The 23,607-nt window shown below is 67.8% G+C and carries 21 protein-coding genes; 13 read left to right on the forward strand and 8 right to left on the reverse strand.

What is annotated here, in order from left to right; genetic code table 11:
* Window positions 1-24: 24 nt before the first annotated feature.
* From D0901_RS11885 to D0901_RS11945, 13 genes are all read left to right on the forward strand, one after another.
* Complete coding sequence (locus tag D0901_RS11885; RefSeq protein ID WP_129140518.1) at window positions 25-654, forward strand: NeuD/PglB/VioB family sugar acetyltransferase; 630 nt, start codon at window positions 25-27, stop codon at window positions 652-654.
* On the forward strand, window positions 651-1,667 hold the full coding sequence (neuB, locus tag D0901_RS11890; RefSeq protein ID WP_129140519.1) for an N-acetylneuraminate synthase: 1,017 nt from the start codon (window positions 651-653) through the stop codon (window positions 1,665-1,667). The genes D0901_RS11885 and neuB overlap by 4 nt, the downstream gene beginning before the upstream one ends.
* Window positions 1,664-2,884: a UDP-N-acetylglucosamine 2-epimerase gene (gene neuC, locus D0901_RS11895; protein ID WP_129140520.1), complete on the forward strand. Its 1,221-nt coding sequence runs from the start codon at window positions 1,664-1,666 to the stop codon at window positions 2,882-2,884. The genes neuB and neuC overlap by 4 nt, the downstream gene beginning before the upstream one ends.
* On the forward strand, window positions 2,866-3,927 hold the full coding sequence (locus tag D0901_RS11900; protein ID WP_129140521.1) for a nucleotidyltransferase family protein: 1,062 nt from the start codon (window positions 2,866-2,868) through the stop codon (window positions 3,925-3,927). Before neuC ends, D0901_RS11900 begins: the two co-directional genes overlap by 19 nt.
* Before the next feature lie 49 nt (window positions 3,928-3,976).
* Window positions 3,977-4,690, forward strand: coding sequence for an acylneuraminate cytidylyltransferase family protein (locus D0901_RS11905; RefSeq protein WP_129140522.1), 714 nt, complete (start codon window positions 3,977-3,979; stop codon window positions 4,688-4,690).
* On the forward strand, window positions 4,671-5,468 hold the full coding sequence (locus tag D0901_RS11910) for an SDR family NAD(P)-dependent oxidoreductase (RefSeq protein ID WP_129140523.1): 798 nt from the start codon (window positions 4,671-4,673) through the stop codon (window positions 5,466-5,468). Before D0901_RS11905 ends, D0901_RS11910 begins: the two co-directional genes overlap by 20 nt.
* 58 nt (window positions 5,469-5,526) lie before the next feature.
* Window positions 5,527-6,462, forward strand: coding sequence for a Gfo/Idh/MocA family oxidoreductase (locus D0901_RS11915; RefSeq protein ID WP_129140524.1), 936 nt, complete (start codon window positions 5,527-5,529; stop codon window positions 6,460-6,462).
* A complete protein-coding gene (locus D0901_RS11920) occupies window positions 6,434-7,258 on the forward strand; it encodes an SDR family oxidoreductase (RefSeq protein WP_129140525.1) in 825 nt (274 codons plus the stop codon). Before D0901_RS11915 ends, D0901_RS11920 begins: the two co-directional genes overlap by 29 nt.
* Window positions 7,259-7,307: 49 nt before the next feature.
* Window positions 7,308-8,300 carry a polysaccharide deacetylase family protein gene (locus tag D0901_RS11925; RefSeq protein WP_162500868.1) on the forward strand — a complete coding sequence of 331 codons (993 nt, stop codon included), beginning with the start codon at window positions 7,308-7,310 and terminating at the stop codon, window positions 8,298-8,300.
* Window positions 8,301-8,326: 26 nt separating this feature from the next.
* Window positions 8,327-9,610, forward strand: coding sequence for a DUF4910 domain-containing protein (locus tag D0901_RS11930; RefSeq protein ID WP_162500869.1), 1,284 nt, complete (start codon window positions 8,327-8,329; stop codon window positions 9,608-9,610).
* Window positions 9,611-9,790: 180 nt separating this feature from the next.
* Window positions 9,791-11,170: an exopolysaccharide biosynthesis polyprenyl glycosylphosphotransferase gene (locus D0901_RS11935; RefSeq protein ID WP_233440413.1), complete on the forward strand. Its 1,380-nt coding sequence runs from the start codon at window positions 9,791-9,793 to the stop codon at window positions 11,168-11,170.
* Between the two features lie 35 nt (window positions 11,171-11,205).
* Entirely contained in the window at window positions 11,206-13,008 is a 1,803-nt protein-coding gene (locus tag D0901_RS11940) for an ABC transporter ATP-binding protein (RefSeq protein WP_129140528.1), read from the forward strand.
* A gap of 21 nt (window positions 13,009-13,029) precedes the next feature.
* Window positions 13,030-14,367, forward strand: a complete 1,338-nt coding sequence (locus D0901_RS11945; RefSeq protein WP_162500870.1) for an O-antigen ligase family protein — start codon at window positions 13,030-13,032, stop codon at window positions 14,365-14,367.
* 345 nt (window positions 14,368-14,712) lie between these two features.
* Here the strand turns inward: D0901_RS11945 and siaD are convergent, their stop codons facing one another.
* The 8 genes from siaD to D0901_RS21395 form a co-directional block, all read right to left on the reverse strand.
* Entirely contained in the window at window positions 14,713-15,498 is a 786-nt protein-coding gene (siaD, locus tag D0901_RS11950; protein WP_224419454.1) for a biofilm regulation diguanylate cyclase SiaD, read from the reverse strand.
* On the reverse strand, window positions 15,498-15,887 hold the full coding sequence (gene siaC / locus D0901_RS11955; protein ID WP_129140531.1) for a biofilm regulation phosphoprotein SiaC: 390 nt from the start codon (window positions 15,885-15,887) through the stop codon (window positions 15,498-15,500). Before siaC ends, siaD begins: the two co-directional genes overlap by 1 nt.
* 8 nt (window positions 15,888-15,895) lie before the next feature.
* The gene (gene siaB, locus D0901_RS11960) at window positions 15,896-16,429 is read right to left on the reverse strand and encodes a biofilm regulation protein kinase SiaB (protein WP_129140532.1); all 534 of its coding nucleotides are present in this window, start codon (window positions 16,427-16,429) and stop codon (window positions 15,896-15,898) included.
* 10 nt (window positions 16,430-16,439) lie between these two features.
* Window positions 16,440-18,494, reverse strand: coding sequence for a biofilm regulation protein phosphatase SiaA (gene siaA, locus D0901_RS11965; RefSeq protein ID WP_129140533.1), 2,055 nt, complete (start codon window positions 18,492-18,494; stop codon window positions 16,440-16,442).
* A 131-nt stretch (window positions 18,495-18,625) separates the two neighbouring features.
* Window positions 18,626-19,609 carry a glucosaminyl phosphatidylglycerol flippase gene (gene gpgF, locus D0901_RS11970; RefSeq protein ID WP_129140534.1) on the reverse strand — a complete coding sequence of 328 codons (984 nt, stop codon included), beginning with the start codon at window positions 19,607-19,609 and terminating at the stop codon, window positions 18,626-18,628.
* Window positions 19,606-20,379, reverse strand: coding sequence for an N-acetylglucosaminyl phosphatidylglycerol deacetylase (gene gpgD, locus D0901_RS11975; protein WP_129140535.1), 774 nt, complete (start codon window positions 20,377-20,379; stop codon window positions 19,606-19,608). The genes gpgF and gpgD overlap by 4 nt, the downstream gene beginning before the upstream one ends.
* On the reverse strand, window positions 20,372-21,490 hold the full coding sequence (gpgS, locus tag D0901_RS11980) for an N-acetylglucosaminyl phosphatidylglycerol synthase (RefSeq protein ID WP_129140536.1): 1,119 nt from the start codon (window positions 21,488-21,490) through the stop codon (window positions 20,372-20,374). Before gpgS ends, gpgD begins: the two co-directional genes overlap by 8 nt.
* Before the next feature lie 124 nt (window positions 21,491-21,614).
* The gene (locus D0901_RS21395) at window positions 21,615-23,474 is read right to left on the reverse strand and encodes a cellulose binding domain-containing protein (RefSeq protein WP_129140537.1); all 1,860 of its coding nucleotides are present in this window, start codon (window positions 23,472-23,474) and stop codon (window positions 21,615-21,617) included.
* Between the last annotated feature and the right edge of the window lie 133 nt (window positions 23,475-23,607).

Genomic DNA, 23,607 nt, shown 5'->3' on the forward strand with positions numbered 1-23,607 from the left:
GGATGCGCCGGGAGCGGTGACGAGATGGCGGACTATTACGTATTGGGGGGCGGGGGCCAGGCGAGGGTCCTGGTGCATTGCCTCGTGGCCCTGGGCCACCGGGCACGCGGCTACACGGCGCCGCAGGCCTCGCAGGGCATGCCCGGCGTGGCCTACCTGGGCACGGACCGCGACATCCTGGCCCGGGACCTGCCCCCCGGCGAACGCCTGGCGGTGATCGGGGTGGGCAAGGTGGACGCTCACGCCGACCGCCTCGGGCTGCTGTTCCGTTACCAGGCACGAGGCTTCCACTTTCCGGCCCTGGTGTCGCATGCCGCCATCGTGCACGCCGATGTCGTCTGCGGTGACGGCAGTGTGGTGCTCGACGGCGCTGTGGTGGTCACCGGCGCGCGGCTGGGGCGGGCCTGCATCGTCAATACCCGCGCCGGCGTCGACCATGACTGCTGGCTGGGCGACGACGTCCACATCGCGCCGGGCGCCACCCTGAGCGGCGGGGTCCACATCGGTGACCACTGCCTGATCGGTACCGGCGCCAACCTGATCCATTCGGTCTCGGTCTGCTCGGGCGTGGTGGTGGGCGCGGGGGCCACGGTGGTCGGCGACATCAACGAACCCGGCGTCTACGTCGGGACCCCGGCAAGGAGAATCGCATGAAGGAACCGCTTTGTACCTACGTGATCGCCGAGGCGGGGGTCAATCACGACGGCTCCCTCGAACAGGCCTTCCGCCTGGTCGAGCAGGCCGTGACCTGCGGGGCCGATGCCATCAAGTTCCAGGCCTTCAGCGCCGACCGGCTGGTGACGCGGGCGGCCGCGACGGCGACCTATCAGCGCCGCACGGCGGCGGTGGCGTCGCAGTACGAGCTGCTCAAGGCGCTCGAACTCGACGCCGAGGCGTTCCAGCGCCTGCAGGCCCATTGCCGGGCGCTGGGTATCGAATTCCTGGCCAGTCCCTTCGACGAGGAGAGCGTCGACTTCCTCGCCGACCTGGGCGTGCGCTCGTTCAAGATTCCCTCCGGCGAGATCACCAATACGCCCCTGCTCGAGCGCATCGCCGCTCATGGCAAGCCGGTGATCCTCTCCACCGGCATGTGCTGGCTGGCGGAGGTCGATACCGCGATCCGCACTCTCGATGCCGCCGGCGCCGGCGAGATCACCCTGCTGCATTGCGTGACCGAGTATCCGGCACCCTTCGAGCAGATCAATCTCTCGGCGATGCACACCCTGGCCAGTGCCTTCGGCCGCCCGGTGGGTTATTCGGACCACACCGCGGGCATCGACATGGCGATCGCCGCCGTCGCCATGGGCGCCCGGGTGATCGAGAAGCATTTCACGCTGGATACCACGCTGCCCGGGCCCGACCACGCCGCCTCGCTGGCGCCCGGCGACTTTCGCGCCATGGTCGAGGCGATTCGCCACGTCGAACTGGCGCGCGGCGACGGCATCAAGCGTCCGGCGCCCTGCGAGCTCGACAACATGCGGGTGGTGCGCAAGAGCATCGCCGTGGGGCGCGACATCGCCGCCGGCGAGATCCTGTCGCGGGCCGATCTGACCCTCAAGCGGCCCGGTTCGGGGATGCCGCCGTCGCTGCTCGAGACGGTGGTGGGGCGCCAGGTCGTTCGTGCGATCCGCAGCGACGACCTGCTCGACTGGCGGGACCTGGCATGAGCCGGCGACTCTGGGTCCTGACCACCACCCGGGCCGACTATGGGCTGCTCTACTGGCTGCTGCGCGAGATCGACGACGATCCGGCCCTGGAACTGATGCTGGCAGTGACCGGCAGCCACCTGTCCCGCGAATTCGGCCACACCGTCGACGACATCGAGCGCGACGGCTTCGCCATCCACCGGCGCCTGGAGATCCTGCTCGCCTCGGATACCCGCACGGCGGTGACCAAGGCGATGGGGCTGGCCATGCTCGCCTGTGGCGATGCCCTGGCCGAGGACCGGCCCGACGCGGTGGTGGTGCTCGGCGATCGCTTCGAGATCGTCCCGGTGGCGCTGGCGGCCGTGGTCCAGGGGATCCCCGTCGTGCATCTGCACGGCGGCGAGATCACCCGGGGCGCCCTCGACGACTACTTCCGCCATGCGGTGACCAAGCTCGCCTCGCTGCATTTCCCGGCCACCGAGGCCTATCGCCGCAACCTGCTGCAACTGGGCGAGGCACCGGAGGCGATCTTCAATCACGGTGCCCCCGGGCTCGATCACCTGCACCGCAGCGAGCGGCTCGACCGCGAGACGCTGGCGCAGGCCCTGGGGCTGGCGTTGACGCGCCCCACGGCCCTGGTGACCTGCCACCCGGTGACCGCGGAGAGCGACGCCGATTCCATGGCGACGGTACAGGCCCTGCTCGAGGCGCTGGAAGCCATCGATGGACTGGATCTGGTGATCACCAAGGCCAACGCCGACAGCCAGGGGCGACAGATCAACGCCTGCCTGACCGCGTGGTGCGCGCGCCACGCCGACCGCGCCCGGCTCTTCGACAACCTGGGGCCACGGCGCTACCACGCCTGCCTGGCCCATCTGGATCTGATGATCGGCAACTCGTCGAGCGGGCTGATCGAGGCGCCGTCGTTCCGCCTGCCGGTGGTCAACATCGGCAGCCGTCAGGCAGGGCGACTGACGGCGGCCAACGTGATCACGGTGGTCGCCGAGCGCGAGGCGATCCGCGCGGCCATCGAACGCGCCTCGAGCGACGACTTCCGGCGCTCGCTGGCCGGTCTCGAGAATCCCTACGACCGTCATGGCGACGGCAGGACGTCCTGGCGGATCAAGGAAACCCTCAAGGCGTTTCCCCTGGACCCACACCCCAAGAAGCGGTTCGTCGGTACGCCCTTCGGCGTCGCGAGTGCCTGCGAGGAGGCAGAATGTTCGAGAAGCTATTGACCCCGCCGCAACGCAACGTGCTGGAAGCCCTCCACCAACTGGAGGAAACCCGGCGCAAGGTCCTGTTCGTGGTCGATGACAACTCGCGACTGCTGGGCACGCTCACCGACGGCGACGTGCGCCGCTGGATCCTGGGCGGCGGCGATCTGGCCGGCCAGGTGGGGGCGGTCTGCAACACCGCGCCGTTCACGGCGCGGGAAAACGACGACCTTGCCGAGGTCGGCCGGACGATGCGCCGGCTGCAGATCACCGTGGTACCGGTGGTCGACGACGGCGGGCGCGTGGTCGATGCGCATTTCTGGGAGTCGCTCTGTCAGGAGGGCGGGGAGCGTTCGCCGCGCCATCATCTGAACCTGCCGGTGGTGGTCATGGCGGGGGGCAAGGGCACGCGCCTGGCGCCGTTCACCGACGTCCTGCCCAAGCCGTTGATTCCGGTCGGCGACAAGACCGCCATCGAGATCATCCTCGATTCCTTCGTCGACTACGGCGTGGACGACTTCTACCTCTCGGTGAACTACAAGTCGCGGATGATCCAGGCCTACTTCGAGGAGCGGGAACCGGCCTACCGCCTCCAGTACCTCTACGAGGAGAAACCGCTGGGCACGGGCGGCAGCCTCAGCGCGCTCAGCGGCAAGCTCGACGGCGACCTGATCGTGACCAACTGCGACGTGATCGTGCGGGCGGACTACCACGCCATGGTCGAGCACCACCGTCGCGAGGGCAACGACATCACGGTGGTCGTGTCGATGCGTTCCTACGACATTCCCTACGGCATCTGCGACATCGTCGACAACGGTCAGCTGTGCGCCATGCGCGAGAAGCCGCACTACGACTTCATGGTCAATACCGGCCTCTATATCCTGCGCGCCTCGACCCTCGATCTGATCCCGCCCAACACCTTCTACCACCTGACCGACCTGATCGACGACGTCAGGGCGCGCGGCGGGCGGGTGGGGGTCTACCCGATCAGCGAGAAGGCCTGGCTGGACACCGGGGAATGGCGTCAGTACTGCGAGACCCTCTCGCAGATCAAGTCGGCATGACCTCTCTGCTCTGTGCCTTTCGGCGCCACTTCGACAATCGGGTGAATTCATGATCGGTGACAAAAGAGTCGTGGCCATCGTGCCGGCCCGCGGCGGCAGCAAGTCGGTGCCCGGCAAGAACATACGTGATCTGGGCGGACGCCCGCTGATCGACTGGACGTTGCGCATGGCGCTCGACAGCGACGCCATCGATCGCGTCATTGTCTCCACCGACGACCGCGCCATCGCCGAGGTCGCCGAACGCTGCGGTGCGGAAGTCATGTGGCGTCCCGCGGCGCTCGCCACCGATACGTCCCGGGTTCTCGATACGGTCGTCGACCTTGCCGAGCGCCTCAGGGGCGAGGGGGAGCGTGCCCCCTATGGCCTGCTTCTCGAACCGACGAGCCCGTTTCGCAGGCCCGAAGTCATCCAGCAGTGTCTGGCGCGCCTCGAGGAGGGGCTGGACTCCGCGGCGACGTTCAAGCCCGCCGAGCTCAATCCCCATCGGGCCTGGAGACTGGCGGACGGGAAGCTCGAGACGTTCATTGACGGGGCCATCCCCTGGCTGCCCCGGCAGGCGTTGCCGGAGGCCTACCAGCTCAGCGGCGACGTCTACGCCTTCCGGCTAGACCGGCTGCGCACCGACTGCCAGGCGTTGCTCTTCGGGCGCATGGGCGCAGTGGTGATCGACGGCAGCCGCTCGCTGGATATAGACACCCTCGAAGACTTCATGATTGCCGAATACCTGGTGAAAGGAATCGACCATGAACCGACCATTGCATGACTTGTTCGATCTCTCCGGCCGTACGGCGCTGATCAGCGGCGGCGCGGGCTATCTCGGCCTGGCCATGGGCGAGGCCCTGGCCGAGCTGGGGGCCAGCGTGGTGGTGGCTAGCCGTGACGGAGAGGCCTGCGCAGAAGCCGCACGGCATCTACGTGAACACTTCCCCGGGGGAGAGCATCGTGGCATGGCGCTGGACGTTACCGATGCCGACTCGGTCACGGACTGCGTCGAACGCCTCGACGGCGAGGCCGGTGGCCTCGACATTCTGGTCAACAACGCCTGGTCGGGACGCAAGAACAGCTGGCAGAGCATCGACGAGGAGGACTGGTATTACGACGTGGATATCAGCCTCAATTCCGTGTTCCGCATGGTCAAGCACTTCCACCCGCTGATTCGGGAACGGCATGGATGCATCGTCAACATCGCCTCCATGTATGGCCACGTAGCGCCCGACTATCGACTGTATGTCGGAACCGACCATGCCAATCCGCCCAGTTACGGGGCCGCCAAGGCCGGTGTACTGCAGTTCACCCGTTACCTTGCCAGCTTCCTGTCTCCCGACGCGATCCGTGTCAACGCGATCAGCCCGGGTGCCTTCCCGCATACCGTGACCCGTGACAACGAGAGCTTCATGCAGCGTCTCCGGGACAAGGCCCCTCTGGGGCGCCTGGGCCAACCGGAAGAACTGAAGGGGGCGATCGCGCTTCTGGCAAGTGACGCCGGCAGCTACATGACCGGCCAGAATCTGTGCGTCGACGGCGGATGGGCTGTCTGGTGAGGGCCCTGATGATGGCTTCACCTGCCAAGCGCGGGTCGATTTTCTCGTGGGAGGCAGCATGACGACGAACGTGGGCATCATCGGCCACAGCCCCGGCAATGGCCACCCCTTTTCCTATTCGGCGATCCTCAACGGCTATGACGATACCGGGCTGCGCGAGGCCGGCTGGCCGGTGATCCACGGCTACGTGCGCCGCCGCCATGCCTCGGAGTTCGGCGTCGGCGATCTGCGGGTAAGCCACGCCTGGACGCAGGACCCGGCGGTGACCGAGGCGCTGTGCCGGGCGGCGAACATCGCCAACGCCGTGGCCGCTCCCGGCGCGATGCTCGGCGAGGTCGATGCGGTGATCATCGCCCGCGACGATGCCGCCTCGCACCGCCAGCTCGCCGCGCCCTTCCTCGAGGCCGGGGTGCCGGTGCTGATCGACAAGCCGCTGACCCTCGATGCCGCCGAGCTCGACTATTTCGCGCCGTTTCTGGCCGCCGGCACGCTGATGTCCTGCTCGGCCATGCGTTACGCCCGCGAGCTCGACGACGTGCGCGCCGAACTCGCCGACTACGGCCGCCTGAGCCTGGTCCGCGGCACCATCGTCCAGGAGTGGGCGCGCTACGGCGTGCACCTGCTGGATGCCATCGTTCCGCTGCTGCAGGCGCGGCCGGTCACGATCCGGGCCCTGCCGTGCGACCACGATGCCCTGGCGATCACCCTGGACGACGGCGCGCTGATCACCATCGATACGTTGCCCGACTCGCCGCCGGTGTTTCGTGTCGACGTCTACGGCAGCCGCCGGCGCAGCCATCACGACATCACCGACAACTTCTCGATGTTCCGGCGTCTGCTCGGCGAATTCGCGACGATGGTCGAGACATCGCGTCCCGGCGAATCCGCGGCGGCCACGCCCGTCGTCATCCGCACGCTGATCGCCGGTCAGCAGGCTCTCCAGACCCGCAGCGAGGTGGCGATCGATGATGCCAAGCTACAGGCGGTTGTTTGAACTCGACGGCCGGGTGGCCGTCGTCACCGGCGGCCTGGGAATCCTCGGGCGACACTTCTGTCGCGCCCTGGCCGAGTTCGGCGCTCACGTGGTGGTGGCCGACGTCGACGGCGAGGCCGCCGAAGCGCTGGCGACGCAGCTTGCCGCGGCGTATCGCGTCGACTGCCTGGGGCTGGCCTGCGACGTCAGCGAGGAAGCCTCGGTGGAAGCCCTGGTGGCGCGCGTCGTCGAGCGTTTCGGGCGGATCGACGTCCTGCACAACAATGCCGCCAGCAAGTCCCCGGATCTCGCGGCCTTCTTCGCCCCGGCGGAGGAGTACGCCCTCGAGGAGTGGCGACGCATCATGGCGGTGAACCTGGACGGGGTGTTCCTCGTCGCCCGCACCGTGGGCCGGCAGATGATCGCTCAGGGCCACGGCGGCAGCATCATCCATACCGGCTCGATCTACGGCCATCTGGGCAGCGATCCCGCCATCTACGAAGGCTCGGAATACCTGGGCGTGGCGATCAACACGCCGCCCGTCTATGCCGCCTCGAAGGCCGGGGTGGCGGGGCTCGCCCGCTATCTCGCCACGCTCTGGGCAGGGCACGGCATTCGCGTCAACACCCTGGTGCCCGGCGGTGTGGCGAGCGGCCAGAACGCCGAATTCCAGCGTCGCTACGCCGCGCGGATTCCCATGAAGCGCATGGGCGAGGCCGAGGAACTCACCGGGGCGCTGATCTATCTGGCGTCCGACGCCTCGCGCTACGTGACCGGGCAGACCCTGTTCGTCGATGGCGGTCTCAGCGCCTGGTGATGAACGACGAGCCATGAATCGACAGCAGGGACAAGGAGGCAAGACAACCATGAGCGATGCGTTGACGATCGTGATGTACCACTATGTCCGGCCCATGCCCCGGTCGGCCTTCCTGACGGTCAAGGGGAGGGCGCTCGATGAGTTCCAGGGGCAACTGGATTTTCTCGCACGCCACTATCGGGTCGTGCGCGTCGAGGAGGTGATCGCCGCCATGCGCGGCGAGGCGACGCTGCCCGACAACGCGGCGCTGCTGACCTTCGACGACGGCTATACCGATCACCATCGCTACGTGCTGCCCGAGCTGGTGGCGCGCGGCATGCAGGGCAGTTTCTTCCCGCCCGCCTGTTCGGTGCTCGACGGCCGCGTGCTCGACGTCAACAAGATTCATTTCGTGCTCGCCAGCGGCGTCGCGCCGTCGCGTCTGGTCAGCGAGATATTCGCCGCCCTGGACGAGCTGCGCGATGCCCATGACCTGAAATCGAACGCCGAGTACTACCAGGCCCATTCGCAGGAGAGTCGCTACGACACACCCGAGGTGACCTTCATCAAGCGTCTCTTGCAGAAGGGACTGCCGTTGGCGTTGCGCAGCGAGATCGTCGACCGGCTGTTCCGGCGCTACGTGACCCGCGACGAGCGGGATTTCGCCGCCATGCTCTACATGGACCGCGAGCAGTTGCGCGACTTGCGCGAGGCCGGCATGTGTCTGGGCAGTCATGGCGACCAGCATCGCTGGCTCAACACCCTCGACGCCGACGAGCAACGTCGCGAGATCGACCGCAGCCTGACCTTCCTCGGCGAGCTGGGGGTGCCCGAACGGGACTGGGTGATGTGCTACCCCTACGGTGGCTATGACGATTCGCTGCTGACACTCCTGCGCGAGAAGCGCTGTGCCCTGGGGCTCACCGTCGAGGTGGGCGTGGCCGATATCGTCCGCAACGATCCGCTGCGGCTGCCGCGGCTCGACACCAACGACGTGCCGGTCGACGCGAGCGTGCCGCTCGAGACGTTCGGCTGGGCCGGCGTCTCGCCGGTCGGCGCCTGAGAGTCGGGGGCACCACGATGTACGACATGATGAAACTGCTGGCCGATCTCACGCCGCTCAACCGGGTGATCTGTTCCAGCGACTACGATGCCACCATCGATTACATGAAGGCGGTGCTGCCGTTTCGCGAGCTGTGCTATCCCGATAGCGACGACTACAACGGCTGGGTGATCCCGCCCAAGTGGGACGTGACGCAAGCCCGCATCGAGTACCGCGGCGAGACGATCTACGACGGGCGGCATCACCCACTGGCGGTGATGGCGCTGTCCGCGCCGTTCTCCGGCAGCGTCTCGCGCGAGGAGCTGCGCCGGCACCTGCACTACGATCATCGTTATCCCGAGGCGATTCCCTTTCATTTCCGGCAGCTGTTCCGCAGTTGGGATCGCGACTGGGGCTTCTGCGTCCCGCGGACCTTCTTCGATTCGCTCGCACCGGGGGAGTACCGGGTCACCATCGAGACCCGCGAGGCGCCCGGCACCCTGCGGGTGCTCGACTACACCCTGGAAGGGCGCTCGCCGGAAACCATCGTCTTCGGTGCCAACCTGGATCACCCCGGCGTGGCCAACGACGGGCTGTCCGGCGTGGCGGTGGGGGTGGCGCTGTTCGAGGCCCTGCGTCGGCGCGGTCGGCAGCTCAACTTCAGCTATCGGCTGGTGCTGGCGCCGGGGATCATGGGCAACGAGTACTACCTGGGACGTCTGCCCGCGGCGGAGCGCGACACCCTGCTCGAGGGGGTGATGCTGGAAATGCTCGGTTCGCCCACCGAGCTGGCCCTGCAGTTCTCCCGCCACGAGCAGGCCAACATCGAGATCGCCCTCGCCGATGCCCTCGAGCAGCTCGAATTCCGCCACCACACCGGCGCCTTCGAGAGCGCGCTGCTCAACGACGAATATATCTGGGAGGCCTACGGCATTCCCATGGCGTCGTTGTCCCGCTATCCCTACCCCGAGTACCACACCGATCGCGACAGCATCGAGCTGATGGATCCGGGGTGCCTGGAGGAAGCGGTGACGGCGTTGCTGGCGGCGATCGACGCCCTGGAAGCCAGCGCGGTGGTACGCAAGCGCTTTTCCGGCAACATCTGCCTGTCGCATCCGCGCTACGACCTCTACGTCGACCCCGGCCAGGTCGCCTTCGGTGACGGGCCGGACGAGCAGCGCCGTCGACTGCGCCTGTTGATGGACACCGTCCCCACGCTGACCCGGCCCACCAGCATGACGCTGCTGGCGCGCCGGGTCGGCCTGCCGTTGCCCATCGTCGAGGCCTATCTCGCGCGCTGGGCACACCATGGGCTCGTCGAGATTTCCTGAGACACCGACCGGTTCCATCCCTGACGTCGTCGCCGCCCTTCGCCGGGCGGCACCCGTTCCGATTCCGTTCAAGGTGGCGTCCGCCATGACAACAACCCGCCGGCACCCCGACGTGCCGGACGGACGCCGGGCCTTGGTCTTTTCCCCGTTGTCGAAGGCTCCAACAAGCAGGGAGGCCTCATGCTGGCTAACGTCAAAAAGCATCTGAACGATTCGTCGACACAATGGCAGGCGTCGGCACTCGCGGGCGGCGAGCACGTCTTGTCCGCCGATGGACTCGATACCCAATGGCTCGATCGCAAGCGGCGTCATTCACGACCCTGGGAGCGGCTGCTGGTCAATCCGGCGACCCACCTGCTGACCGGCTGGTTGATGGCCATCGGTGCGCCGGCGTTGATGATGTGGGGGGCAGGCTTCTGGGAGGGTATCGCCGCCGAGCGACATATCGCCCTGCTGCTGGGGACACTGAGTTATCTGCTGGCGTTTTGGGTCGTGCAGCGGCTGTCGCGGCTGCCGGGCGTCAAGGCGCCGGTCTGGATCGTGCCCTGTCTGGCGGCCGGTTACGGGGCCTCGGCGCTGGGGCTGCACCTTGTCGAACTGCCGTTCGACGGCGCCTATCTGCTGGCCAGCTTCGCCACCGCCTGCGTGACCGGCTTCCTGTCGTTCTTCCTGCTCGCCGGGGCCTGGCGGCCGCTGCTGGCCATCGTGCCCTTCGGGCGCGCCGCCGCGCTGTGCCAGGACCCCGGGGTGGGCTGGTGTCCGCTCGATGCGCCCAGCCTCGAGCGGGTGCGCGTCAACGCCGTGGTCGCCGACCCCCGCGCGGAACTCGGCGACAGCTGGCAGCGTTTCCTGGCCGAATGCACCATCCACCGGATTCCGGTCTATACCGAGAGTCGGGCGCTGGAATTGCTTTACGGCCGCATTCCGCTCGACCAGCTTCCCGAGGAGGTCCGCCACGGCAGCCTGTCACCCCATGAGGGCTACGAGATCGTCAAGCGTGGTCTGGACCTGTTCGGCGTGCTCTGCCTGCTGCCGCTGGCGCTGCCGGTGATGGCGGTCACCGCGCTGGCGATCCGCCTGGACAGCCCGGGGCCGGCGTTCTTCACCCAGCGGCGCATGGGGCTGTGCTGTCGTCAGTTCACGCTCTACAAGTTTCGCAGCATGTACAGCGACCGTGCCGGTGGCGGATTCACCGCCGCCGGCGAGGATCCGCGGGTGACCCGTGTGGGGCGGGTGATCCGCAAGTATCGCCTCGACGAGCTGCCGCAGCTGTTCAACGTGCTCAAGGGCGACATGAGCCTGATCGGCCCGCGTCCCGAATCGATGGCGCTGACCGAGTGGTACGGTCGGGAAGTGCCGTACTTCCACTATCGCCACGTGGTTCGCCCGGGCATCTCCGGCTGGGCCCAGGTCATGCAGGGATACGCCGCCGAGGTCGACGGCATGGTCGGCAAGCTGGAATACGACTTCTACTACATCAAGAACGTGTCCTTCTGGCTCGATGCCCTGATCGTGCTGCGTACCCTCAAGACACTCCTGACCGGTTTCGGCGCGCGATGAGCGCGCGTCACCGGCCGCCTTCACGGTGACCCGACATGCTCAAGAGTCTCGCTGAACTCTATACGTTGCTGACCGCCGAGCAGCGCCGCAAGCTCCTGCGCCTGCAAGGGCTGGTCATCCTCATGGCCTTCGCCGAGATCGCCGGCGTGGTCTCCATCGGGCCCTTCATGGCGCTGGTCGGCGACATGAGTCAGCTGCAGGGCGACGGCATGGTGGCCGAACTCTACCGCGCCAGCGGGGCCGGCTCGCCCACCCGGTTCCTGGTCTGGGTGGGCATCGGTGTGCTGATCGCCCTGACCCTGGCGGCGATGATCTCGATGTTCACCATCTGGCGACTGTCGCTGTACGGCGCGCGGGTCGGGGTCGAGCTGGGCAACCGCCTGTTCCGCCATTACATGCACCAGCCCTGGATCTTCCATGCCAGCGGCAACAGCGGTCATCTGATCAACCAGATCACCCAGGAGTGCCAGCGCATCACGGTCAAGGTCATCAACCCGCTGATGCAGATGAACGCCAAGCTGGTGATGGCGCTGTTCATGCTGGTCGCGGTGTTCGTCTACAACCCGCTGGTGGCGGTGGCCGGCCTGCTGGTGTTCGTCAGCGCCTACCTGCTGCTCTACGTGACCGTGCGTCGCCGGCTGATCGGCAACGGCCGGGCGATCTCCGAGGCCCAGACCCAGCGCTATCGGCTGATGGCCGAAGGCTTCGGCGGCATCAAGGACGTGCTGGTGCTGGGGCGTCAACGCATCTTCACCGGCCGCTTCGGCGAGGCCAGCCGGCGCTACGCCGACGCCGAGGGCGTCAACCAGGCCCTGAGTCAGGTCCCGCGCTACGCCATGGAGCTGGTCGCCTTCGGCAGCGTGATCTTCCTGGTGCTCTATCTGCTCGCCGCCTATCAGGGCAATGTCGGCAGCATTCTGCCGGTGCTCTCGGTGTACGCCCTGGCCGGTTTCAAGCTGCTGCCGGCCTTCCAGCAGGTCTATTTCAGCATCTCGCAGATCCGTGGTGACCTGGCCGCCTTCGACGCCCTGCGCGAGGATCTCCTGGGCAGCGTCCGGGAAAGCGGCGACGACGTCATCGACCCCGAGGCTGCCGGTCGTTGGGTGCCGCGCCAGGCGGTCAGCCTGCGCGACGTGGTGTTCCGTTACCCGGGCAAGGCGGAGGCCGCCCTCGACGGGCTGACCCTGGAAATCCCCGCCAACCGGGTGGTGGGGCTGGTGGGGGCCTCGGGCTCCGGCAAGTCGACCACCATCGATCTGCTGCTGGGCTTGATCGAGCCGCAGTCGGGGGCATTGCTGATCGACGGCCGGTCGCTGGATTCGGGCGACAGGCGGGCCTGGCAGAATGCCCTGGGCTTCGTGCCCCAGAGCATCTTCCTGACCGATGCGACGATTCGCGAGAACATCGCCTTCGGCCTGCCGCCCGAGGAGATCGACGATCTGCAGGTGCGTCGCGCCGCCTCGATGGCACATCTCGACGATCTGCTCGCCGAGCTGCCCCACGGTCTCGACACGCGTGTCGGCGAGCGCGGCGTCCAGCTTTCCGGGGGGCAGCGCCAGCGCATCGGCATCGCCCGGGCGCTGTACAGCGATGCCGAGGTGATGGTGCTCGACGAGGCGACCAGCGCCCTGGACGGCATCACGGAGAAGCGGGTGATGGATGCGGTGCACGAGTTCTCGGGCAAGAAGACCACCATCATCATCGCCCACCGCCTGGCCACGGTCCGTCAGTGCGACTGCATCTACCTGATCGACCGCGGACGCGTCATCGACGCCGGTCGTTACGAGGAATTGCTGCAGCGCAACGAGATGTTCAAGCGCATGGCCGCCCATGCCTGACGCATGCCGGGAGACGAGGGCGTGACGTCGCGAATCGCGGGGACCGGCGTAGACGACGCCGCTGTCGGGCGGGTCTCGCCGTGCCCGGAGGCACGGCGTGGGATCTGGGTGGTGTTGAACACCGCCCTGGTGAGCGGCTTTCTCGCCACGCTGGTGGTCTGGCCGCGGGGCTATGCGCTCTTTCCGCTGGCGGCGGCGCTGGTGGCCGTGGCGGCAGGAGTCGCTTCGCCGGGTCGCTGGCGCGTCAGCCTGGACGGCGAGGATCTGCTGTGGCTGGTGGCGCTGGTGGCCTTTTCGGGCAGCTGGCTCGCTGATGTCTGGCGCAGCGACGCCTGGCCGCGTTCGCTGAGCGGTGAAGGCAGGTTGTTGCCCCTGTGGCCGCTGCTCGCCGCGGCGCTGCTGATCTGGCTGCGGGCACAGCCCCCCCGACTGCGAGGCTGGTTGTCGGGGCTCGCGCTCGGGGCCTCGGGGGCGCTCGCCGTCGCGCTCCATGAACGGGTCTGGCTGGGGCTGCCGCGCATCTATGAGATCATGAACGCGATCCCCTTCGGCAATCTGGCGCTGTTGCTGGGTATGCTGGCGTTGGTGTCGCTGCTGGGGCGTCGCGATGACGGCCAGCCGTGGCGACGAGGTTCGACATTGCTGCTGGCGCTGGCCTCGCTGGCGGGATTGGCTGCCTCGCTGCTGTCGGGAACTCGTGGCGGCTGGTTGATGCTGCCGTTGCTCGTCTTGCTGATCGTCATCCATTATCGGCCGTTGCCGGCCGGGCGTGGCGTTTGTCGCACCCTGCTCCTGCTCGGGATACCGGTCGTGGTCGGCGCGAGCCTGCCCCAGACGGGGGTCGTCGAGCGCCTGCAACTGGCGGTGAACGACCTGCAGGGCTATTTCGCGACCGGCGACGCCAACTCGTCGCTGGGCCTGCGCCTGGGCATGTGGCGTGGCGGTCTGGCGCTGTTCGCCCAACACCCCGGGTGGGGCTGGGGGGAAGCGGGGCTGGAGCCCGCCCTGAGAGGCTGGATCGCGGCGACCGGGCGCTATCCCGAGATCGCCGCCTACGGCCAGTTGCACAGCGACATCGTCGACACCGCGGCGCGGCGCGGGCTGGTCGGACTGATCGGCCTGGGGCTGGTCTACGGCGTGCCGCTGGTGCTGTTCGGCCGCCACCTGCGACGGGCCGTACGGCCTCGTGAGCGCCTGCTGGCCCTGTCGGGGCTGGTGGTGATCCTGGCCTTCGTCATCTTCGGGCTGAGTCAGTCGATGCTGCGCGACGCCCGGGGTCTGAGCGGCTTTCTCACGCTCGCCGTGGTCTGCTGGGCGCTGCTCAAGGCGGACATGCCGCGACGTCGCCCGCCAATGTGAACAGTCGTCAGCGTGCCGGCGGTTGCACGTCGCCGCTCGTTGTCATCGCTCGGACCAGAAGGGGAGGAGCGCTTCGTGCTGCAATGTCCCAATTGCACCAGTTACGGTGTCCACCCGATCAGGCGTCGCTGGTGGCAGCGTGTGCTGCACCGTCCCCGCCGTTATCGGTGTCAGGACTGCGGATTGGACTACCGTCTCGAGCAGTTGATCCGGGGGCCGGCGGTGGCGATCAACGACGCCGCCGCGCGCGACGACCTTGCCGAGCCGCAATGACGATGTCGCCCGGCGCGGATCCGCAAAAGGGTACCTTCGGGTGCCCTTTTGCGTGATGGCGTCGTCGCCGCCTCACTCGGCGAGCCGGTAGCGGTCGCGGCCGCCGCGCTTGGCCGCCAGCAGCGCCCGATCGGCGCGATTGACGGTGTCCTGCTCGTTTTCCGTTGGCCGAAACTGCGCAATGCCGGCGCTCACCGTCACCGTGACCTGGGTATCGCCTGCCGTCACCCGCAACTGGCGCAACCGCGAGAAGAGCCGCTCGACGAGGGCCTGGGCCTGATCGAGGGTGCAGTCGTTCAACAGCAGCAGGAACTCCTCGCCGCCCCAGCGGCCGCAGAGGTCACCGGCCCGCAGCGTCTGACCCATGAGCGAAGCCATCTCGACCAGGATCCGGTCGCCCACCTCGTGGCCGTGGCGGTCGTTGATGTGCTTGAAGTGATCGACGTCGAGCATCGCCACGCTGAAGGCGAGGCCTTCGCGGCGAGAACGCTGGCCGGCCAGCTTGAGCCGGTCGGCGAGCATGCGACGGTTGGCCAGTCCGGTGAGGGGGTCGTGGGTCGAGGCCGTATGCAGCTCGCGGTTGTTGTCGCGCATCAGTTCCTGATAGCGGTCCGAGATCCGCGACAGCTTGCGTTCCCGTTGCAACTGGCGCGCGTATTGCTGCTGGGTCTCGAGCATCTCGTCGCGGCTGAACTGCTGGTAGCCGTCGGCGATCGACAGCAACCGCTCTAGCCGCTTCTGTTGTCCCTGATGGTGACGATAGAGCTGTTCGAGCACAGGGTAGAGCGGGTGGTCGCGGTACTCGTCGATGGCGAGCAGCGCTTCGACGTGGCCGAGCAGATCGCTGTCGTCCGCCATCACGTGGGGGCCTGTGTCGGGGCGATCACGAAGGGGAAGCTGCAATCCTCGCGGAACTCCTCGGCGAGTTCGGCGATGCGCTCGTTGCGCGGGTCGTAGCGCCAGTCCACGGCGACGTCCTGCCCGCGTTCATGGGCGTCCTCGAGCAGATCGAAGATATCCATCATCGCCTTGACCGAGCTGGTGTTGAGATAGACCAGCGTCAGGTCCAGGCGCAGCGGTGCGGGACCGTCGGCGAGATAGGCATCGACCCAGTCGATGACCTGGCCGAAGAGCTCATAGGAGTTTTCCGGGTAGGAATCGCCCTGCATGGCCAGCCGGCCGGCCGACCAGTCGCTCTGGATGGCGGGCGTCGATTGAGTACCGGCGATGTTCAGGTCACTGTGCATGGGCTGTCTCATACGGTGGCTGTCAGGCTGAAGAATCCACGGCCGTCGGGCAAGCGCTCGAGTGACGTCTGGAGCGGACGGCTGGACTTGCGGGCCATGTCGAGGATGCCGAGACCGGCGCCACTGCTGGCTTCGGCCTCGCGCGGCTGGCGCAATTGCTGCTTGTAGGCGCGCTTGAGCTCGGCCTTGTCGAGTCCGGCGAGCGCCTCGATGCTCTCGACCAGGCGTTCGCCGTCGGCCCACTCGACCAGGTTGCCGGCCGAAATCAGGTAATGGGCCCCGTCGTCCCTGGCCACGGCAATGGTGGCGGTGGCCTGGGTCTCGTCGTAACCCTGCAGGCCGGCGTAATGGCGGATGTTCTGGGTCATCTCGATGTAGATGGCGAAGACGTCCATCGCCGAGGAGAGCGCGGTTTCCTGATTGGCCATGTAATTGCGCAGGGCATTGCCGATCTCCTCGATCAGGCTGCGCGATATCGGGCCGTTGAAGCACAGCATGATGCGCTGCTGCAGATAGCTTTCGCGCATGGCGAGCAGATTCATGGCGTCGTCCTCATGGTGACTCGTCCTGGGGCGGATCTCGTGGGTCCCGGTCGTCGTCGGACGACGGTCGATAGCGGAAACTCAGCACGGTGATGTCGTCGCGCTGCGGCAGGTCGCCGCGATAGGCCTCCAGCTCGGCCTCGAAGGCGGCGATCTGGGCCTCCAGCGGATCCCGGGCCCGCGCCTGGAGCATCGCCTCGAAGCGCTGGTTGCCGAAGCCGAAGCCATGTTCGCCACCGGCCTGGTCGAGGAAACCGTCGCTGCACAGGGTGTAGGTCCAGCCCGGATGCAGCGGCTGATGGGCGTTGCTGTAGGTCATGCGCCGCTTCTGGGCGATCGCCCGCTTGCCGCCGCGCTGGATCTCGAGCTGCTCGCCATCGCTGGCGTACAGCGACATCTTGGCGCCGGCGAAGGTCAGGGTGGCGCGCGCAGCATCGATCCAGACCAGGCCGATGTCCATGTTGGTGGCGATCGAGGCGGGCAGGCAGGCCTGATTGAACGTCTCGCGGGTCTGGCGATCGGTGGCGTTGAGAATCCCGGCGGGATCGGCCTCGCCGGCCTCGAGGATGGCGTGATCGATGATCGCCCGGGCGAGCATGGTCATCAGCGCGCCGGGCACGCCGTGGCCGGCGCAGTCGACGACGCCGATCAGGCAGCCGCGCTCGCTTTCGCGGCAGAGGTAGAAATCGCCGCCGACGTGATCGCGGGGGCGCCAGAGTACCGCGTACTGGTGCTCCAGATCGGTGGCGAGCCGGTGGTCGGGCAGGATCGCCCGCTGGATGATGCCGGCATATTCCAGGGAATCATCGATCTGGCGCCGGGCACGGGCCATTTCCCGATTGGCCTGCTCCAGTTCGTGGGTGCGCTCGCGCACCCGGGACTCGAGTTCCCGGGTATGGCGCTCGACCTGCTCGGCCATCCGGGAGAAGGCGCGCGAGAGTTCGCCGATCTCGTCGTCACGGCGTACCGCGAGTTGCGGCGAGTAGTCGCCGTCGGCGATCGCCCGGGCCGAGTGCTGCAGTCGGCGCAAGGGGCCGAGGATCAGCCGCTCGATGGCGTAGGTGAAGCCGGCCAGCAGCAGCGCCAGCAGCAGTGTCAGCCCGCCGAGCAGCGCCCATAGCCAGCCCGGATCGAGTATCCGGGCGGCCTGGACGTCGAGCGCGGTGATCATCACCCAGTCCAGCTCGGGGATGTAGCCCACCGAGAGCAGCCGCGGCTGGCCCTCGAGGCGGGCCTCGAGGGTGCGTACCTCGCCAGGATGACCCTCGGCGTACTGTATCGCGTCCGACAGCGCCCGGCGCTGGCCCGGATCGGTGATCAGCGACTGGATCCGCTGACCCTGAGCGACGCTCCCCGATGCCTCGGCCCCCGAATTGAAGGCGATGCGCTGGGTGTCCGAGTAGGCCTGAAAGGCGCCGTCGGGGGCGACGATCATCGGCGTCATGCCGTTGGCACCGTCGCGGATGAAGTCGTCGAGGAAACCGCTCAGGTCGAGCCCGCTACCGGCGATCCCCAGCGTTCGCTCTCCATCGCGTATCACCACGTTGATCCAGACCTTGGTCACGCCGAGTCGGTTATTGATATCGACGTTGATGTTGTAGGGCACGCCGCTCTTGAGCGTCTCGACGTACCAGGCATCCTCGGGGTCGTCGGGGTCGATGCGATAGCGTGGCGTGCGCGGGTCGGTCTCGCCGGGGGTATCGAAGTAGTAGTCGCCGCTGGCGTCGACCACGATGAAGAAAGTGTGGTCGGCGAAACTGCGGCGAAAGCCCTCGGCCTCGGTGAAGAAGCGCCGGCGCTTGAGCGGGTCATCCTCGTCGGCCAGCCAGGCACGGGTGGCCTGCGAGTCGGCGAAGCGCTGTGCCAGGGCGAGTTCCCGGGAAACCGGGGCGAGGATGCGCTGCATGTGCAGCAGCGTGTAGTTCTCGGCGTAGGCGGTCGCGAAGTGATGGCGAATGCCGTCGACGGCCTGCCAGCCGAGGATCGCGGCGGGCACCAAGGAGAGTAGACAGGCCAGCAGCAAGGCCATGGCCGACTTGCCGCGCAGCCCCCAGCGAACTGCCATGTGAATGTCCCTGCAAAGCGTTGGCGGCCTTGGATGAGGTTCTTGGCTGGCCGCTGTCGGCTAAACATGCCACAAACCCGCCTTTTAGACGAGTCTTGTCCGCCATCGGGACTGGCCGCGTTCCTGTTTTGTCATGACGAGCGGGCGATGCGCCGTGCCCGGCCGCGCCAGGCCAGCCAGAACGCCGGCGCCCCGGCCAGCAGGTAGCAGTAGTAGGTGACGAAGCGCCAGACGAGGATCGCCGCCGCCGTGTGACGGCCGCCGAGCATGGGCGTCAGCAGGGCGGCGACGGCGAGTTCGCTGCTGCCCGCGCCGCCCGGCAGCACGCTGACCTGACCGGCGGCCATGGCCAGCATCTGGATCAGGAAGGTCCAGGCCCAGTCGATCTGCCCGCCCAGGCCGCGTACGGCCAGATAAAGCACGCTGTAACGCAGCAGCCAGTGCAGGGTCGCGAGGGCGAAGACCGTCACCAGGATGCGGCGGGGCAGACGCAGGGTGGCGATCAGCGCGCGGCGGAAGTGCAGCAGGCGGCGTACCAGCCCGAGACGATGGCGCAGTGGCAGGCCGAGCCGACGTAGTCCGACGCCGGTGATCCGCAACAGGCTGCGGAAGTGGCGCAGCGTCAAGCCCGCCAGGCCCAGCGCCATGATCAGCGAACCGGCCAGCCCGGCCACCCAGACCGGCTCGACGCCGCTCGAGCCGCTGAGCAGATAGAGCGCCACGGAGAGCAGGGCGACGAGAAAGAAGGTCAGGTCGGTGAGCTGATCGACGGCGAATATCGCGCCGCTCTCGGCGGGGGCGACGCCGCGACGCGCCAGCAGACCCAGCAGGGTCAGGGGGCCGCCGCTGCCGCCGGGGGAAATGCAGATGGCGAACTCGCTGGCCATGACGATCCCCAGCGTCTCGGCGTGACGCAGCCGCCCGGCGCGGCCGGCCAACAGCAGACGCAGGCGCAGGGCGTTGAGGTTCCAGCAGATCGCCACCAGGGCCAGCATCACGGCCAGCGTATCGAGGGGGAAGGTTGCCAGGGCGGCCAGGGCGTCGCCGCCGCCGAGGGCCAGCGGCACGGCGAGCGCCGTGAGCAGGGCGGCGCCGACCAGTAGACGTCGCTTCATGGCGGCGTCGCTCCACGGGCCTGTCGACCGAGCCACTGGCGCTTGGTGATCGGCTGGCGGCCCGCGCGGATCTGGGTGACCACGATGCGCAGCCAGCGATCGAACAGGCCGGGATGGCCCAGGTCGACCGGGTGGATGCCCAGGCGCAGCAGACCGGCCTGGCGGTGATGATGCGCCTGCAGCGTACAGACGCCCAGCGAGAGACCGCGCCGCCAGGCGCTGCGGGCGCTCCATACCAGGCCGGGCGCCGGTAGCGGCGTGAACTCGGGTAGCCGATAGAGGCGCTTGCGGCAACTGGTATAGAGGAAGTCGCGACGCGTCAGGGCACGGCGTGTCGCCGCGTTCATCAACCAGGCCGGGGCGACGAAGCCGGGGGGGGGCCAGCCCTGGTCGGCGAACAGGGCCGCCCCGCCATCCAGGCGTTCGTCCACCGTGGCGTCATCGATGGCCTGGAACTCGCCCTCGCGGGTGTAAAGGCGGCGCATCCACCACTCCCCGGGCGTGCGAGGCGGCGGCGCGTCGTCGCGATGGTAGTAACCGTGCAGGGCCAGCTCGTCGCCGCGCTCGAGTCGCCGCTGCAGGCGGTCGACGAAGGCCGGGTCGCCATCGAAACGCCCCCGGCCGTGGAAGTCGGGTACCACCAGCCAGGTCAGCGGGATCGGGCCGAGGGTGGCCGCCAGGGCATCCACGGCGGCGACGAAGGGGCGATACGCCGGCCAGGTCGCCGGCGCGACATCGTGCAGCACGATGGCCAGGTGACGCTCAGGCATGGCGCCGCCCTGAGAGGGCCGGGGAGTGCCCGACGATCGCGCGATAATGGCCGAGCAAGCCGTCGACGACCGTCGCCCAGTCATGATGGCGCTCGACGTGACGGCGGGCGCGGTGCCCCTGCAGTTCGGCATCGTTGGCGAACAGCTCATGCACCGCACGCGCCATGGCCGGGGCCGAGTGCGGCTCGCAGAGCAGCCCGCAGCCCAGCGGCACGTTTTCCGTCAGCGCCCCGGCGCGGGCGGCGATCACCGGGATGCCGCTGGCCATCGCTTCCAGGGCGATCAAGCCGAAGGTTTCCTGGGTGCCGGCGTGGAGCAGGGCGTCGCTGCTGGCCAGCCAGTCGGCGATGGTTTCGGCGGGTGTGTAGCGGTCGATGACGGTGACGTTGTCCGGCACCCGGTGGGGCATGCCCGGGCCGATCAGCAGCAGGTGATAGCCGCGACCCAGCTGTCGGGCGGTTTCCAGCAGTACCGTCAGGTTCTTTTCCCGCGAGGCGCGGCCGACGAAGATCAGCAGCCGGGTGGCATCGTCCAGCCCCAGGCGCTCACGCAGTTCGGGGCGTCGGCGGCGTGGATCGAAGCGTTGCAGGTCGACGCCCAGCGGCTGTACGGCGACGTTGTCCAGCCCCATCGCGGCGAGGCGCGCTGCCATCGTCCGGCTCGGCGCGAGCACGCGCTGACAATGGCGGTAGAGATGGCGCACGTAGCCCTCCAGGCGCCCCTGGCTCCAGCGGCCCAGCCGCCGGCCGAACAGCCGCGGCAGATCGGAGTGATAGAAGCCCACCACCGGCACGTCCAGGGCACGACCGGCGTCCAGCGCCGCCCAGGCGCTCAGGTAGGGGTCGCCGGCCTCGATCAGGTCGGGGGCGAGTTCGATCAGGGCGCGTCGCCAGACCTCGCGGCGCAGCGGAAAGCGATAGCCCTGGCCGAACGGCAGGCGCGGGGTGGCCAACTGATGGCAATCGCCGCAGCGATCGTCGGCGGCCCCGGGGATCAGCAGGCTGGTGCGTATCCCGGGGCGCTGTTCCAGCAGGCGATGCTTGGCATCGAGGTAGGTACGCACGCCGCCGCTCGACGGCGCGTGGAACATGGTGACGTCGACAACGTGCAAGGGCGCGCTCCTGACCGGCGGACGAAATAGCGATCAGGCTAGCGCGACAATGCGACAATTCGACGACAGCCAAGACGGCTGCCCCGGCGGGCCCGCCGTCTTGGCGTTTGACGTGGCGGCGGCGTCAGCCGTCCAGCATGTCGAATCGGCCGGTGTCGATGCCCGTCAGCGCCACCGCGAGATCGTCGCCATCGGCGGTTTGTGCGCTGGGCGAGTCGGGGATCGAGCGGTCCTCGCCGTAAGCCCGATAGGCGAAACGCCAGGTCTCGCCGGGTTGCAGCGTCCGCTGGTCGTCATCATGGACTCGATAGTCCTCACCGTCGCGCGTGAACTCGCCGTTCCACACGACGTCGATGTCGTCGGCCAGGGTGAAGTGGAGCTCGGGGGTCTCGATGACCTCGTCGGAGCGGTTCTCGACGAACAGCTGGGCCACGTAGCCGCTCGACCAGGCGCTGGTCACGTCGCCGCTCAGCGCCAGATCGGCGGCGTCGCTGTGGTGAGCGTCGGCGGCGAGAATGTCGTCGACCGAGGGGACCTCGGCGGGGTCTCCCTGTTCGCTCTCCCGGGAGGCCACGTCGAGGTGGGTGCCGTCGGCGAAGACGAGCTCTTCGACATGTTCGAGGGTGTCCGTGCCGCCCTCGCCGGTGACGCGCAGCGTGTCGTCGTCGAAGTCGATGGTGTAGGCGTCGCGGTCGGCCATGTAGAGAACGCTGTCCCGACCGTCGCCGCCGTCGATGTGGTCGTCGCCATCGTAGCCGTCATCGCCCGGACCGCCTTGCAGGATGTCGTCGCCGTCGCCGCCGATCAGGGTGTCATGGCCCAGTCCGCCGTCGAGATAGACGCCGTCGTCGCTGCCCTGCAGATGATCGTCGCGGCGCGAGCCGACCACGTAGTCGAAGCGGACCTGATTGGCATCGGGATCGGTAATGGCGCCGAAGTGTTCGCCGCCGGCGTTGACCCACAGCGAGGTCGAGAGGTCGTCGGTCTCGGGATCGCGGATCGACTGCGCGACATGCACTCGGTTGTCGTGATCGCGGCCGCCGTGGAAGTTGACGTCCCGGTCGGTGGATTCCACGTGAACCTCGTTGCCGACCGACGATCGCCAGGAGGCGAACACCAGGCCGTGGCGCATGCCGCTGTCGATGAGCCCGGTAAAGTCGCCGTCGTAGCTCTCGTGCAGCTCGTAGGCGTAGCCGTTGCCGCCGCCCCCCTTGTTGAAGCTGCCATGGGCCTCGATGTTATCGACGTCGCTGTCGAGCACGCGGGAAAAGCGAAAGGCGGTCGAGGGTCCGTCGACGACCCGGATCTCGTCGACACTGGCGTTGACCGTGCCGTCCAGCAGCACGGCGTGATAGCGGCTCAGCGCGTCGAGGGTATTGTCGAATTCGCCGGCCTCGGGCCGTCCCAGTTCGAAGTCGAGGGTAAATCCCTCCAGCGACACGTCATCGACGGTGTCGATACGCTCGACGTGGGTGTCGTCGCCGTCCAGGTCGAAGTGAACGCCGCGATCGAGCGTCAGGTCCCGGCCATCGATGGCCTCGACGCGGGCCATGCTGGTGCGCAGTTCGGCATGATCCACCTTGCGCCACGAGGTATCGCCGATGTCGTCGAAGAAGTCGTCGTCATTGTCCTGCCAGAGGCGCACGGTGTCGCCGACGGCGAGCGTGTCGGGGGCGTGTTCCAGGCGAACCTGACGATCGTCCTCGTTGGCGTGGGTGTCGAGCGTGCCGATCGTCTCGCCGCGGCCACCGGCGAGGCGGATGGCGAAGTCGTCGTTCTCCAGCGCCTCGTCGCTGAAGGTGAATGTGGTGCGGTCGACGCCGGCGCCGATCAGCGAAATGTCGGAGCGACGAAGGGTGATGGCATCATCGAAGGTGTAATCTCCCGCCGCGAAGCGCAGCGTCGCCCCGCTCGGGGCGTCCTCGATCCGGGCTTCCAGCTCCCGGGCGGAGATATCGGTCTCGATATCGATGGTGCGGCTCATGCGAGGTCTCCAGTCAACCATGTCGGGCTCCCGGGCAGCGTCCATGGCCGCGGAAGCGTCGGAATCTCCTTGTCGATTGTGATGACAGGCCCGGGTGAGCCACTGCGTACCGGGATTTTCCTTTTTTCCGCGA

Origin of the sequence: Modicisalibacter coralii (assembly GCF_004117855.1) — a bacterium.
GTDB classification, from domain to species: domain Bacteria; phylum Pseudomonadota; class Gammaproteobacteria; order Pseudomonadales; family Halomonadaceae; genus Modicisalibacter; species Modicisalibacter coralii.

What these genes read in the sequence shown, in the direction of transcription:
- D0901_RS11940 (WP_129140528.1), top strand. Translation starts at nt 11,206, where the DNA reads ATGCTCAAGAGTCTCGCTGAACTCTATACGTTGCTGACCGCCGAGCAG.
- D0901_RS21395 (WP_129140537.1), bottom strand. Translation starts at nt 23,474, where the DNA reads ATGAGCCGCACCATCGATATCGAGACCGATATCTCCGCCCGGGAGCTG.
- D0901_RS11905 (WP_129140522.1), top strand. Translation starts at nt 3,977, where the DNA reads ATGATCGGTGACAAAAGAGTCGTGGCCATCGTGCCGGCCCGCGGCGGC.
- D0901_RS11900 (WP_129140521.1), top strand. Translation starts at nt 2,866, where the DNA reads ATGTTCGAGAAGCTATTGACCCCGCCGCAACGCAACGTGCTGGAAGCC.
- D0901_RS11925 (WP_162500868.1), top strand. Translation starts at nt 7,308, where the DNA reads ATGAGCGATGCGTTGACGATCGTGATGTACCACTATGTCCGGCCCATG.
- D0901_RS11915 (WP_129140524.1), top strand. Translation starts at nt 5,527, where the DNA reads ATGACGACGAACGTGGGCATCATCGGCCACAGCCCCGGCAATGGCCAC.
- D0901_RS11910 (WP_129140523.1), top strand. Translation starts at nt 4,671, where the DNA reads ATGAACCGACCATTGCATGACTTGTTCGATCTCTCCGGCCGTACGGCG.
- siaC (WP_129140531.1), bottom strand. Translation starts at nt 15,887, where the DNA reads ATGCACAGTGACCTGAACATCGCCGGTACTCAATCGACGCCCGCCATC.
- gpgD (WP_129140535.1), bottom strand. Translation starts at nt 20,379, where the DNA reads ATGCCTGAGCGTCACCTGGCCATCGTGCTGCACGATGTCGCGCCGGCG.
- D0901_RS11930 (WP_162500869.1), top strand. Translation starts at nt 8,327, where the DNA reads ATGATGAAACTGCTGGCCGATCTCACGCCGCTCAACCGGGTGATCTGT.
- D0901_RS11920 (WP_129140525.1), top strand. Translation starts at nt 6,434, where the DNA reads ATGATGCCAAGCTACAGGCGGTTGTTTGAACTCGACGGCCGGGTGGCC.
- gpgF (WP_129140534.1), bottom strand. Translation starts at nt 19,609, where the DNA reads ATGAAGCGACGTCTACTGGTCGGCGCCGCCCTGCTCACGGCGCTCGCC.
- D0901_RS11935 (WP_233440413.1), top strand. Translation starts at nt 9,791, where the DNA reads ATGCTGGCTAACGTCAAAAAGCATCTGAACGATTCGTCGACACAATGG.
- siaA (WP_129140533.1), bottom strand. Translation starts at nt 18,494, where the DNA reads ATGGCAGTTCGCTGGGGGCTGCGCGGCAAGTCGGCCATGGCCTTGCTG.
- siaD (WP_224419454.1), bottom strand. Translation starts at nt 15,498, where the DNA reads ATGGCGGACGACAGCGATCTGCTCGGCCACGTCGAAGCGCTGCTCGCC.
- D0901_RS11885 (WP_129140518.1), top strand. Translation starts at nt 25, where the DNA reads ATGGCGGACTATTACGTATTGGGGGGCGGGGGCCAGGCGAGGGTCCTG.
- neuB (WP_129140519.1), top strand. Translation starts at nt 651, where the DNA reads ATGAAGGAACCGCTTTGTACCTACGTGATCGCCGAGGCGGGGGTCAAT.
- neuC (WP_129140520.1), top strand. Translation starts at nt 1,664, where the DNA reads ATGAGCCGGCGACTCTGGGTCCTGACCACCACCCGGGCCGACTATGGG.
- siaB (WP_129140532.1), bottom strand. Translation starts at nt 16,429, where the DNA reads ATGAATCTGCTCGCCATGCGCGAAAGCTATCTGCAGCAGCGCATCATG.